Annotated in this window: 11 protein-coding genes and 1 riboswitch; of the genes, 10 read left to right on the top strand and 1 reads right to left on the bottom strand. The window is 35.5% G+C overall.

Translation table 11 applies throughout. The annotated features are described in order from the left end of the window. Positions 1-58 precede the first annotated feature (58 nt). Positions 59-2,266: a diguanylate cyclase gene (locus DYH56_RS05210; protein ID WP_114641810.1), complete on the bottom strand. Its 2,208-nt coding sequence runs from the start codon at positions 2,264-2,266 to the stop codon at positions 59-61. 288 nt (positions 2,267-2,554) lie between these two features. Between DYH56_RS05210 and DYH56_RS05215 the strand changes: the two genes are divergently transcribed. From DYH56_RS05215 to cbiT, 10 genes are all read left to right on the top strand, one after another. Next, positions 2,555-4,117, top strand: a complete 1,563-nt coding sequence (locus DYH56_RS05215; protein ID WP_114641811.1) for a GGDEF domain-containing protein — start codon at positions 2,555-2,557, stop codon at positions 4,115-4,117. A 267-nt stretch (positions 4,118-4,384) separates the two neighbouring features. Then, complete coding sequence (locus DYH56_RS05220; RefSeq protein ID WP_114641812.1) at positions 4,385-6,115, top strand: ABC transporter ATP-binding protein; 1,731 nt, start codon at positions 4,385-4,387, stop codon at positions 6,113-6,115. A gap of 423 nt (positions 6,116-6,538) precedes the next feature. Then, positions 6,539-6,715: riboswitch (cobalamin riboswitch) on the top strand. Between the two features lie 172 nt (positions 6,716-6,887). Beyond that, entirely contained in the window at positions 6,888-7,808 is a 921-nt protein-coding gene (locus DYH56_RS05225) for a sirohydrochlorin cobaltochelatase (RefSeq protein WP_114641813.1), read from the top strand. Positions 7,809-7,811: 3 nt separating this feature from the next. Next, on the top strand, positions 7,812-8,810 hold the full coding sequence (locus tag DYH56_RS05230; RefSeq protein WP_114641814.1) for a FecCD family ABC transporter permease: 999 nt from the start codon (positions 7,812-7,814) through the stop codon (positions 8,808-8,810). Beyond that, on the top strand, positions 8,807-9,580 hold the full coding sequence (locus DYH56_RS05235; protein WP_114641815.1) for an ABC transporter ATP-binding protein: 774 nt from the start codon (positions 8,807-8,809) through the stop codon (positions 9,578-9,580). Before DYH56_RS05230 ends, DYH56_RS05235 begins: the two co-directional genes overlap by 4 nt. Position 9,581: 1 nt before the next feature. Next, the gene (locus DYH56_RS05240; protein ID WP_158539061.1) at positions 9,582-10,481 is read left to right on the top strand and encodes an ABC transporter substrate-binding protein; all 900 of its coding nucleotides are present in this window, start codon (positions 9,582-9,584) and stop codon (positions 10,479-10,481) included. A gap of 12 nt (positions 10,482-10,493) precedes the next feature. Beyond that, complete coding sequence (locus tag DYH56_RS05245) at positions 10,494-11,141, top strand: precorrin-8X methylmutase (protein WP_114641817.1); 648 nt, start codon at positions 10,494-10,496, stop codon at positions 11,139-11,141. A 7-nt stretch (positions 11,142-11,148) separates the two neighbouring features. After that, positions 11,149-12,339 (top strand): cobalt-precorrin-5B (C(1))-methyltransferase CbiD, encoded by a 1,191-nt coding sequence (gene cbiD / locus DYH56_RS05250; RefSeq protein ID WP_114641818.1) that lies wholly within the window; start codon positions 11,149-11,151, stop codon positions 12,337-12,339. Further along, a complete protein-coding gene (gene cbiE / locus DYH56_RS05255; protein WP_114641819.1) occupies positions 12,326-12,958 on the top strand; it encodes a precorrin-6y C5,15-methyltransferase (decarboxylating) subunit CbiE in 633 nt (210 codons plus the stop codon). Before cbiD ends, cbiE begins: the two co-directional genes overlap by 14 nt. 47 nt (positions 12,959-13,005) lie before the next feature. Next, the gene (gene cbiT / locus DYH56_RS05260) at positions 13,006-13,575 is read left to right on the top strand and encodes a precorrin-6Y C5,15-methyltransferase (decarboxylating) subunit CbiT (RefSeq protein WP_114641820.1); all 570 of its coding nucleotides are present in this window, start codon (positions 13,006-13,008) and stop codon (positions 13,573-13,575) included. The last annotated feature ends 1 nt before the right edge of the window (position 13,576 follow it).

Consider the following 13,576-nt stretch of genomic DNA (forward strand, 5'->3'; position numbering starts at 1 on the left):
AAAAGAGGCTTGACCCTTTTGGGTCAAGCCTCTTTTTTTATAAAACTATGATTTATCTTTAGACCTCGTAGGATTCCTGAACCGACTGGATAAATATTTCAACCAGTGAAGGATCGAACTGAGTCCCGCTATTTTTTCTTAATTCCTCGATAGCTGTATCAATGGAAAGAGCATTTCTATAAGGTCTTTGTGAAACCATGGCATGAAAAGAGTCTGCCAAAGTAACTATTCTTGCATGTAAAGAGATTTCTTCTCTTGACAGACCATCTGGGTAACCGCTGCCGTCCCATTTTTCGTGGTGGTTTCTTACACAGGACATAACGGTTTCATCATTTATAATATATTTCAAGATAGTATTCCCAAGTACAGGATGAGTTTTTATTATCTCATATTCCTCCGAAGTAAGCTTAGCTGTCTTCCCGATAATATAATCGGGTATCCCTATCTTACCGCAGTCATGAAGGAGAGCGCCTATCCTCAGAACATATTTATCCTCTTTTGATAAACCAAGTTTTTCTGCAAGAAGAAGGGAGAATTTGGTTACCATTTCAGAATGTTTTCCAGTATACTTGTCTTTGGCATCTATTGCCGCTGCAAAAGCCAGGGCTGAATCAAGGAGAACCTCTTTCTGCCTGAAACCTTTATTATTTTCCTTGAGAAAATTCTCGATATTTTTATTATAGATATAAGTTTGATTTCTCCCGTTTTGTTTTGCAAAATACATAGCTCTGTCAGCCTTGTTTAGGAGTTCAAGAGGATTTTTTGTGTGCTCTGGGCACGAAGCTAGTCCCACGCTGACTGTTATTGGTAAGCCGTCACATTGATTTTGAAGTGCATTGGATTTAACTATCTCAGACCTTAGTTTTTCTGCCAAAAGATAAGTTTCATTCAAGGTGTAGTTTTCTGCTATGACGACAAATTCCTCTCCACCATACCGGAACGCATGTAAGTTCTCTGGCACGTAGGTATTTAGGATTTCACCTATAGTTTTTAATATTCTATCACCGACAACATGTCCATGGAGGTCGTTAACAACTTTAAATTTGTCTATATCCAGAAAGATAATTGAGATGGAACTAATCTCTGAATTTATTTTATGTTTCATTGTCTGGTGAAAATGCCTGTGGTTGTATAATGAAGTGAGTTCATCGGTATGGTTTTGCTGTTTGAGGACCCTGTTTTCGTGTTCTTTGACAGTGAGATTCTCTACCAGGGTATTAAAGGATTGTGCCATACTTTTTATTTCAGTTGCCCCTTTTATATCGATATATTCAAGAGTGTTAAATTGATTCATGTCTACCAGCTGTTTTTGCAGGGAAATTATGGGATTTACTATTACATTTTTTAAAATGTAACTCAGTAAAAGTATCAGCCCGACACTAAAAAACATAACGATATTTCCATTTGTTTTTAGTAATTTTAATGTAGATACAAAAACATATCTGGAATCAAAAATATAAAGTCTGATCTTGTATAAGCCGGAAATATCGGGAATTATCTTCTGACCGACGATATCATGATCATTAATTTTTATGATTTTTTTCTCATTTTTCAAGAGAAGGTCTGAAAATTTATCTGCTACTATCTGGGTTTCAGGGGTTGAAATCAATTTGTTGTTTAAGCCTATAGAGATATCGTATCCGAATTTCTCCTTTATGTTTTGAAGCATTGCAGGTGATATTTCCCTTCCCAGTATCAGAGCACCCCGAGATGGACCTTCAAAATCCGACGTAAGAACAGGGGTAACCGAGAGTATATATGGCTTGCCGTTAAACATGGTTATTCCATTTGGAAACTCCCCCTTCTTATACCCTATGGAATCATCATATTTTCCGTTCAATATATCTCTAACCTCAGACTTGTTGAATAACTCCTGATCTCCCCCTTCCTCAAGACCATAGGCATCGACAATGGTCATATCGTTTCTAGTAAGCAACAGAAAATCCATGCCAAAGTTGGATGGGATCCACTCGGAGATGTTTTCCTTTACCCAATCCATGTCTGGGTCTTCCTCAGCCATAATCTCATAGGTGTCATCCCACGCGGCATAGTCTTTGGCGATTATAATTAGATCCTCTAGTTCGCTCTGTAGTATTTTATCAGCATGATCTATACGGGATTCGACATTTTTATTTTCCAGGACTGAGAAGTAATTTTTAACCATAAGGTTATTTGACTGTAGATAGATAAACAGCGGAATAATTGAGACAACCATTAATGCAAAAACAACTTTTGAACTATAACTGTTTAAAATTTTTCCATTCATTATTTTTCCTCCATTGCAGTTTATTTTTAAATTAATATAATACAATTACTGTAATAATTTTAATTTCCTATCAATTTGGTAATTTTTTTCATTGGCAGCTATGAATAATACAAAAAAAACTCCTAAGATTGGGGAAGGAGGGTGAATTAGGCGTTAGCATATTTCTTGTATTTATTGAAAAAAGGAAAACTTTAGTATTCCAGTATAGAATAATATAAAATTTTAATTGAGAGTAGCTAGGGTTACACTATAACAATGCTTTAACAATATAACAAAAGGAGAGGGAATATGTCATTAAAAAAGAAATTTTTATCTGTATTCTTTATTTTCAGTTTCATTTTGACCTTAGTTGGATTTAACTTTTATCAGGTCTCATTGGAAACACAAAAAATAAATAAAAACTATATGCAACAAAAAGAATCGGTAACAAGTCTTTACCAGAGGAGAGACTTTATAAAAAGTCTTTTGCTCATTGATGATTACCAAAAGTTCATGCAAGAAGAACAAAAATTAAAAATAATAGATAAGGAACTAAAAAAAACAGACGTTTTTAAAGGTGTAAATGACTTAGAAGTGCTAGAAAACAAAATCTTATCCCTTCACAAAGAAAATCTCAAGCTGAATCTAGATTTTTCAGAGACCTATAAAAAAGAGAAATCCACAAGACATGTGATGAGGGATATTGTTTATAAAGGTGAAAACTACAATGAAACAAAGGTGCTGGGTGAGGTCATATATAATAGTAAGGAGGCCATCTTCCAATATCGAGACCAAAAACATTTTGATCGTTGGCAACAGGCCATTTATACCCTGAGAAAAGTTGCCACAACATCCAATCTCATAGCTCATACAAAAGAATACCATAAAATCTCCCAGACCATATCGGAGGTTCTTTTATTTCAGGAAACAATCCTGGCAGAAACAGAGAACAGTATGAAGACTTATAACAATATACTCAAGATGGTGGATAGCAATGTTCGCTTACTGGAATCAGATGTAAACAAATCCATAGAAAAAACAAATAAGAACATGCAGAAAAAACTTATTATAACTCTCTTGATAATATTGTTTTTTTTCATAGCGCTTGGAATTTTCATCCACATCCAGTTGATAAAACCTCTGGGTATATTGAAAAAAAGTACAAGGGAAATATCTAAGAAGAATTTTGACCATAAAATAACCTTAGATAAAAATGATGAAATAGGAGAACTGGCTAACGACTTTAATATCATGGTTAATAATCTAAAATCAAGATATTGGAATCTGGAAGAAATAGTCAAGGAAAGAACTAAAAAGTTACAGGATTCTAATTTTAATTTATTGAAGGAAATCCACAAGAGGGAAAAAATAGAGAAAGTACTTAAAAATCAGGTGATGACAGACGAACTTACTGGTTTATTCAACAGAAGAGCTGCATATAGCTTCCTATCGGATGAGATTAAACAAGGGCACAGCTTGACTATCTGTTACTTAGATATAGATGATTTTAAAAAAATCAATGATAATTTTGGGCATAAAGAGGGAGACAGATACCTGAAAGAATTTTCATCGATATTAAAATTAAATCTACGTCAGGAGGATCACATCTTCAGGGTGGAAGGAGATGAGTTCATAGCAGCTTTCCCAAATAAGCACAAGGAAGATGTTGAAATATTCTTTGAAAAGCGAGTCCTTATCGATCTAAGGTCAAAACTGGATATAGAATTTAGTTATGGCCTATTGGAATTTTCTAAGGACAAAAAGATGAGTTTAGATGAAGTCATAAAAAGAATAGATGAAAGTATGTATAAGAATAAAACAGAAAAGAAACAGAGGACACCTCTGCCGCTAAACCCTTCTTTTTTAAGTTGATGAGATAAAGAAATCCATAACATCAAAGATCTATAGTGCCTTTGAAGTTATTATACAATGACAAAGTATGATAATGTATTTGCCAGAGGGACTCCATGTAAGATCAGAAAAATTTTAGGGAGAATTTTCTCCTTTTTTTTTATCTCAAAAAGGAAGGATATAGTTTTATTTTAAAAGATATGATAAGATGATTTTAAAATTGTATATAATCCATTTCATAAAAGACCGATAATAATATAATATAAAATTTAAAACATAGGAGCTAAAATGAAAGAATTAAGATCATTTATAAAATACTACAAATGTTATATCAAACTATTAATATTTACATTAATGTGTGCTGTTTTACTGGCCCTGCTGGATTTGGCTTTTCCAAAAATAATTCAAATAATGATAGATAAAATAATCCCGGCAAAGGACTTAAAAACATTTTATTATATCTCCGGCGGATTGATAGTCATGTATCTGCTGAGATATGCAGTCAGCTATTATCAGCTGTACTATGGAAATATTTTAGGAATTAAGATAGAGACCCAGATGAGAAAAGAACTGTTTACCCATATTCAAAAATTATCCTTTAGTTATTTTGACAACAACAAGACGGGGGTAATTATGTCAAAACTGGTCAATGACCTGGGTGAAATATCGCAGTTAGCCAACCATGGACCCATAGACCTGTTTATTGCTGTAATCAGGCTGGTAGGAGCATTTATACTGATGGTCACCTTAAATGTAAAATTGACCCTGGTTATATTTTCGGTTCTTCCATTCATGATATATTTTGCTGTCACTCAAAAATGGAAGATGAAACTGGCATTTGGGAAGACCAGGATAAAGATAGCGGGTATAAATTCCTGTGCGGAAGAAAGTATCGGCGGAGTCAGGATAGTAAAATTATTCAACAATGAAAATCATGAAATAGATAAATTTGAGAAAAAAAACCAGGAATTTCAAGAAGCTAAAAAAGAAACTTATAGAACCACTGCTGTTTTCTTTTCGGGAATCCATATATTTATGAACCTTATGCAGTTTATAGTGGTATTTTATGGTGGTTATTTAATAATGCACGGGGAGTTGACCTATGGTATTTTAATTAGTTTTTTACTATACTGCTATAGATTTATGGAGCCTATCAGAAAGATGATGATCTTAGTCCAGAGTTATCAAAAAGGAATGGCAGGATATAGGAGATTTCAGGGGATGATGGAAATAATTCCGCAGATTAAAGATATAGAAAATCCATTGATTTTAAAGGAAATAAATGGGAATATAGAGCTAAAAGATGTAAAGTTTTCCTATAATAAATCATCTGAAGAATTAGATAAAGACCAATCACTGATTTTGAATAAATTCAATTTAAAAATAAAATCTGGGGAAAGTATAGCCATAGTCGGATCCAGTGGTGTAGGGAAATCAACTATTTCAAATCTGATTCCAAGATTTTATGACATTGATTCTGGAAGTATCACCATAGATGGAAAGGAGATAAGTAAGATAAAGTTGAGTTCCCTCCGGGAAAATATAGGTATTGTGCCCCAGGAGGCATTTTTATTTGGAGGAACTATAGGGGAGAATATAGGGTACGGTAAGCTGGGTGCAACGAGAGATGAATTAATAGAAGCATCTAAAAAAGCTAATATATATGAGTTTATAAGTAGCCTGCCAAAGGGATTTGATACCCTGGTAGGAGAAAGGGGGGTAAAACTTTCAGGAGGACAAAAACAAAGGATATCTATAGCCAGGATATTTTTAAAAAATCCTAAGATCTTAATCTTGGATGAAGCTACGGCATCGTTGGATAATATTACGGAAAAACTCATCCAGGAAGCCCTCATGACATTATCTAAAGACAGGACCACCATAACTATAGCTCACAGGCTGTCCACCATTATTAATTCCGACAGAATTGTGGTTATGGATAAAGATGGTGTAGTGGAGACGGGAACCCATGAAGAGTTATTAAAATTAAAGGGATCCTATGCTAAACTTTACCGGTAGAGAATTAACTAATAAGAAGCTCTCAAGATGATGAGAAGAACTGATAAAAAACTAAGACATTAACCGTGAATTACGGTATTCAACATAGATTCAGCACAAAGAAAAGAGAACACAGAGGTACACGAAGATTAATTTCTAGGTTTAAAATCAAGAAAAAATACTTTGTGAGCCTCTTTATCTTATTTCTTAGTGATGAGGTTTTATAGGCTTTAATTGGTGTGGATTGGTGGAACACATTTAACTTTTTTGATTAAATTAGATTTAATTAAAAAGTTAATACTCGTGTATCAGTCAGATTTTAGTCGGGGTCAAAAGTATTTGAAATTCATTAAAAAAAATTAATTTATAATCAATAAAATTAATGTTAAGTTAAAAGAAATATATTGTAAAAAAAAAGTAAACATGGTATAAATTCAGTAACAATTTAATAAAATATAATCTTGGTTCGATTTGTATCGATTAAAAGGGAAGTGGGTGAAAATCCTACACGGTCCCGCCACTGTAAGACGGACGAAAATAGCATACCACTGAAGTGATTCGGGAAGGGCTATGAGTAGGGTAAAGTCAAGTCAGGAGACCTGCCAGATTATTTTTACGAACTTGCGAGGACGAGGATGTAGACATTTGTATTTTGGTATATAAAATGTTTTAGGTCTCTAAGTTTTAGGGGCCTTTTTTATTATTTAAAAGTTTAGAAAAACATGGATTATGCTTACCTGGATGCAACGTCATGTTGTTTTTATTCTCAAAATTAAATTTAGGAGGAGAAAAAATGAAAAAAATGTTAGTGGTGTTGGTAATGTTGGCAATGGGGATCTCTTTATTTGCGAATGGAGCAAAATCAAATGATTTTGATCTGAAAAAGGGGGAGAAGAAAGCAATATTGCTGGTGAGTTTTGGAACAACTTTTCCTGAAACAAGGGAAAAAACTATAGGTGCATTGGAGAAAGAATTTAAAGCTGATTATCCTGATTTTAAAGTAGTTACTGCTTTTACATCCAGAATAATTATGAGAAGAATCAAAGAAAATGAGGGGATTACCTATGATAACCCCAGTGAAGCATTGAAGAAATTAAAAAAAGACGGGTATACCCATGTATTGGTGCAGGGGACCCATATTATGAACGCTATTGAATCTGAAACATTAAAAACGGAAGTAGAAAGCTATAAGGGAGACTTTAAAGTACTAAAAGTAAGTACTCCGTTACTTACCAGTGTAGAGGATTATAAAGAGGTTGTTAAGGCACTAAAGCCGACTTATAAAAATTTAAAGAAAGATGAAGCTGTGGTATTTATCGGACATGGTACCCACCATCCTGGGAACTCTGCTTATTCCATGCTGGAGCATGTATTCCACGGTGAAGGGGTTAAAAATGCATTTTTAGGAACTGTAGAAGGGTATCCTGCATTGGATGACGTCATTGCGGGTTTAAAGAAAGCTAAAATAAAAAAAGTAGAATTATATCCGTTTATGATCGTAGCAGGAGATCATGCAAACAATGATATTGCTGTGGATATGAAGGAAGAGTTAGAAAAAAATGGATTTACTGTAAAAGCTCACCTGGTTGGATTGGGGGAAAATAAGGAAATCAGGAAGATATTTGTTGAACATGCAGAATTCGGGTTGACTCATGAGGAAGAAAATATGTTAGCCAAAAAGAAAGAATATGCAAATGGGAAGCAGCCCCTTTAATCTATGAAAAAACATTTTAAATTATGGACGACAATTGGAATAATACTATTAATCCTTTCAATATTCTTCTACCTTCAAATGGGATATATAAAAATTCCATTGAAGGAAGTGGTGGAGAGTATCAAAGGCGGGGAGGGAGCTCCTAACTGGTATATTATCCATGAAGTGAGGTTACCGAGGATTCTCACTTCGATCTTAATAGGTTCAATTTTATCCATGTGCGGATTGGTGTTTCAGGGGGTTTTATTAAACCCCCTGGCTGATCCATATACATTGGGAATCTCCAGCGGTGCATCATTTGGTGCGGCGCTGGCTATAGTCTTAAATATAACAATTTTTGGAATTTTCAGTACACATATAGTTTCATTTATATTTGCAATCCTCTGTCTGACAGTTGTTATTCAGATGGGTTCTTTTGAAAGGAAGATGAATCCCACTTCTATAATATTAGGAGGGATAATAATAGGAGCTTTCTTTTCTGCAGGACTGAGTTTTTTAAAATATTTAGCTGATGAAGGTGTAGGAGCCATTATATTTTGGCTCCTTGGAAGCTTTACCGGGAAATCCTGGATGGAAGTGGGTATTTTAAGTGCAGTATGGGTCTTTGGATTCATATTTTTCTGCTATTATGCAGAAGATTTAAATATCTTAGCCTTAGGAGAAAAAAGTGCTATCTCTTTGGGGATAAACCCCAGTAAGATCAGGAGGATATTGCTGGTTGTCAGCTCTATCTTGTCGGCTGTGGCAGTTTCCACCTGCGGGATAATAGGATTTGTAGGATTGGTAGTTCCCCATCTTCTGCGGTTTATTCTGGGAACGGACAATAAAAAGCTGGTTATAGGCTGTGCCATATGGGGCGGGGTCATTATGGGAGCTGCAGATAATGTAGTCCGGGTAGTATTGCCAAATGATATTCCTGTAGGAGTAATCACATCACTGCTGGGAGCACCGTTCTTTGCGCTGATTTTTAGGAAAAAGATGGGAGGAGGAAGTCTGAGATGATAGATATAAAGAAAATAAATTATTCTATAGACGGAACTCAAATTTTGGATAACCTGTCTTTTAAGTTTGAAAAGGGTAAATTTTACGGGATCTTAGGCCCAAATGGAAGCGGAAAGACTACATTTTTGGATGTTTTAAGCGGGTATAAAAATGCTCCAGATTCTGAGATTTATATAGAAAATAAGGAATTAAAGGAATATTCCCCTTTGAAGTTAGCAAAAAAAATTGCAATAGTACCGCAAAAATTTGATATAGTATTTCCTTTTTCTGTCTCCGATATACTGGAGATGGGAAGGTATCCCTATAAGAAAAAGTTTTTCAGTTTACAAAAATCAGATTATGAGGTTATCGACAGGGTGATAAAAGAGATAGGCTTAGAAGAATTTTTAGATAAAGAAATAACTGCCCTCAGCGGCGGGGAGGAACAGAGGGTTATATTTGGAAAGGCTCTGATTCAGACAACACCAATCTTATTCTTAGACGAGTCAACCTCTAATTTGGATCCTTACTATTCCCATACCTTACTGAGCCTTGTAAGAAAAAGAGTGGAAGAGGAACAAACCATGGTTATAGGAGTATTTCACGACTTTAATTTAGCTACACTTTATTGTGATGAAATCCTCTTATTGGAGAAGGGAAGGATTGTAACAAGCGGGAAAACCCAGGAGGTACTTAATTCAAAGGCGCTGGAAGAAGTATTTAAAATAGGGTGGGAGAAATATAAAACGGAAAAGAATACATTTGTATTTCCAAAATTAGGAGATGATTAGAGTGATTAAAACAATAAAATTATTATCTGTCTTTATTTTTATAACACAGCTGTCCTTTACTTCTAATAAAGAGCTGCTAAGTGAATCCGGCAAAGTAGTAAATTTAAGCAAACCTCATACAAGAATTATCTCCCTCTATGGAGCTCATACGGATGTATTGATAAATATAGGGGGGAAAGAAAATCTGGTAGGAGTGGATAAAAGCAGTGCAGATCTGGGGATAGAGGTATTCTCCTATAAGGACAGTGTAGAAAAGTTTCTATCTGCAAAACCGGATTTAATCCTGATAAGACCCATGATCAGGGACAGGTTCAGCGGGTTAATAAGGTCGTTGAAAAATGCAAACTTAACTGTAGTCACTATAAAACCTACAAAGTTTGAGGAGTTGGATAACTATTGGCTGACATTGGGTAGATTGAGCGGACATGAAAAGGAAGCTATTCAATATACAGATGACTTTCATATGAATCTGGCAGAGTTAAGGGCAAAAGCAGATTCCATACCTGTTCAAGAGAGAAAAACAGTGTTCTTCGAGGCCAGACATAAGACCAACCAGACAACCTCGTTAGAAGGGATACCGGCTTATATTTTAGGGGTATTGGATATAGATAATATAGCCTACGATGCTGTTCCTGCAAAAAAAGGATCCAGTGTAGCTGATTTTCCCAAAGAGTTATTGCTCAGCAGGGGTGAAGAGATCGATGTATATTTAGCACAATATGGAGCAATGAACAGGCCCACTGTAGATATAATAAAAAAAGCACCTGGCTATAAGGCAATAAGGGCAATAAGGGAAGGGGAAATCTATATAATAGATGAATATGATGTGTCGAGACCAACAAACGGACTATTGGACGGAATAAAAGAAATTGGACATATTGTATATCCAAAATATTTTTAACAGGGGGATAAAATGAGTTATGTAAAAAAGCCTATGGCAATTGAAAATAAGAGTTTTGAGATAATTACCGAGGAATTAGGAGAAAAAGTAAAAAAATTTACAGAAGATGAATTAAAGATAGTAAAAAGACTGATCCACACCACTGCCGATTTTGAATATGCAGATATAGTTGAGATATCAGAAGACGCAATAGAAAGCGGAAAAAAAGCCATTGAAGAGGGGAGCAGGATCTACTGTGACACCAATATGATTGTAAACGGCCTCAGTAAAAAAACAATGGAAAAATGGGGTGTCGGTGCCTATTGTCTGGTTTCAGATGATGAAGTAGTTATAGAAGCAAAGGAAAGGGGACTGACCCGTTCTATAGTGGGGATGGAAAAAGCAATAAAAGACGAGAAAACAAAAATATTTTTGATCGGAAATGCTCCTACAGCTCTATTCACATTGATGGAAGCAGTTGAAAAAGGATACAGGCCAGATCTTGTAGTTGGAGTACCGGTTGGATTTGTAGGCGCTGAGGATTCCAAAGAAAGACTGAGAGAACTAAACATCCCTTATATTGTAACCAGGGGTAGAAAGGGTGGAAGTACAGTTGCAGTAGCTACATTCCACGGAATTTTGTACGATATGTATGACAGAAAAGGATTTTTAGGAGAATAATTTTAAGATGAAATTAGATAAATATACAGTCCAAGATGGCAAAAAGATGAGGTATGGATACACTACCGGTTCAACTGCAGCAGGAGCATGTAAAGGTGCAGTGGAGATATATTTTCAAAGGGAAGATATATCCACCATAGAGATAGAAACTCCCAAGGGATGGGATTTAAATCTGGATATAAACAGTATCGAAACAGGGACTAAAGATAACTCCAGATATGTGAAAACCAGTATCATAAAAGATGGGGGAGATGACCCCGATGCTACCGATAAGATAGAGATCTTTGCCACTGTCAGGGAAGTTTCAGAGGATGAAGAAATAGAAGACAGGGGAGATAACTTTATCAATGAAAAAAAGAGTGTTTCCCTACGGGGCGGAACAGGTGTAGGAAAAATTACTAAAAAGGGGCTCCAGGTAGCCATAGGAAAACCAGCAATAAATCCTGTACCTGTCCGGACTATATTTTATGAGGTAGAAAAGATCCTGCCTCAAGGAAAAAAGATAGAAATTACCATAGATGTTCCAATGGGGGTTGAAATAGGAAAAAAGACCTTTAATCCTAAATTAGGGATCTTAGGGGGGATTTCTATCTTAGGTACAACCGGGATAGTAAAACCCATGTCGGAGGAAGCCTTCAAAGATTCCATAGTCGTAGAATTAAAGATGCTGCTGGAGGAGTTCTCTGAAGACACAGTAATTATTACTCCCGGGAACTATGGGAAGAAATTCCTGGTGGAAAAACTGGGGATAGAACCTGAAAAGATACTGATTATCAGTAATTTTATGGGGTTTATCCTGGACAATATAAAAGTCTTGGGATATAAAAAAATAGTCTTAGTGGGACATATAGGAAAACTCATCAAGGTAGCCGGGGGGATATTTCATACCCATTCAAAGGTATCCGATGCCAGAATGGAAATCTTAGGAGCCAATGCCCTATTAGCCGGAGAAACTCCGGAAGATGTAATCAAAATCATAGAAGCTAATACTACAGAAGAAGGTTTATCCTATCTGAAGTTAAAGGACACCAATAAAATAATTGCAGAAAAAATCAAGCAGAAATGTGAGGGTAGAGTTTTTGATGAAATAGAGGTGGAGGTGTTAACTTTTTCCTTTGATCATGGGGAGTTAGCCAGAACAGATGGATTTAATACTATGGTAAATAACTATATGGAGAATAATTATGGAAAAAATTAATATACTGGGGCTGGGCCCCGGGAATAAAAAATATATCCTTCCCATTACTAAAGAATGTATAAAAAAATCCGAGATATTGATCGGCGGCAGGAGAAATATAGAATCTTTAGGGACTTTGGCAGAAGGAAAAGAACTGCGGTATATAGACAGGTATTTAGACCAGTTATCTCTCTATATGAAAGAGAACAGAGACAGGAGAATTTCTCTTATAGTTTCCGGGGATTCAGGGTTTTACAGTATGGTTCCCTTTATGAAAAAACATTTTGAAATAAAAGAACTAAATATCATTCCGGGAATCTCCTCCATGCAATATATGTTTTCTGCAGTAGGCTACTCCTATGAAGATACCTTTATAGGCAGTGTCCACGGAAGGAACTGCGATTACCTTACCCCTGTAAAAGAAGGGAAAAAAGCAGGGCTCCTCACAGATAATAAAACTACTCCCCAGGTAATTGCCCAAAATTTATTGGAAAATCAGATAAGAGGGACTATTTTTGTAGGAGAAAGACTGAGTTATGATGATGAAAGAATAACAACAATGAGTTTAGAAGAGATGGCGGATCTAAAGATCATCTTTGATATAAATGTAGTGATCGTAATACCCGATACTCCATCCTAATGAAGGAGGAGCCATAGAGGCAGGATAACAGGAAAAGGGAGAAGACAATGGTTCATATAGAAGATAAAGAATTTATACGGGGAAAAGTACCTATGACTAAGCAGGAAGTCAGGTGTATATCCATAGCAAAGTTAGATTTGAAAGAGGATAGTGTCCTAATCGATGTAGGAGCAGGATCCGGCAGTGTGGGTATAGAGGCTGCTAACTTTATGCCCAAAGGTAAGGTCTTTGGAATAGAGGTAAATCCTGATGGAATAGAAGTGATCAGGCAGAATCTGGAAAAATTTAATACAGCAAATTATGAACTTGTAGAGGGATTAGCTCCAGTTGATATTCCTGATATCTGTGTAGACAGGATGTTTATAGGGGGATCTAAGGGGAACTTAGAAACCATATTGGAATGGTTTCTTTGTCATTCCGGGGATAATGCAAAGGTAGTTATAAATACCATAACCTTGGAAAGTCTGAGTGATGCTGTGAAGGGATTGGAAAAGCTGAAATTTTGTGAGATAGAAGTAATTAATATAAATATAGCAAGAAATAAAAAAATAGGTAGATACAATATGATGATGGGTGAAAACCCGATATATATTATATCGGCCAAAAGGAGTAAATAAA

This window comes from Psychrilyobacter piezotolerans, assembly GCF_003391055.1.
In the GTDB taxonomy this organism is placed as follows: Bacteria; Fusobacteriota; Fusobacteriia; order Fusobacteriales; family Fusobacteriaceae; genus Psychrilyobacter; species Psychrilyobacter piezotolerans.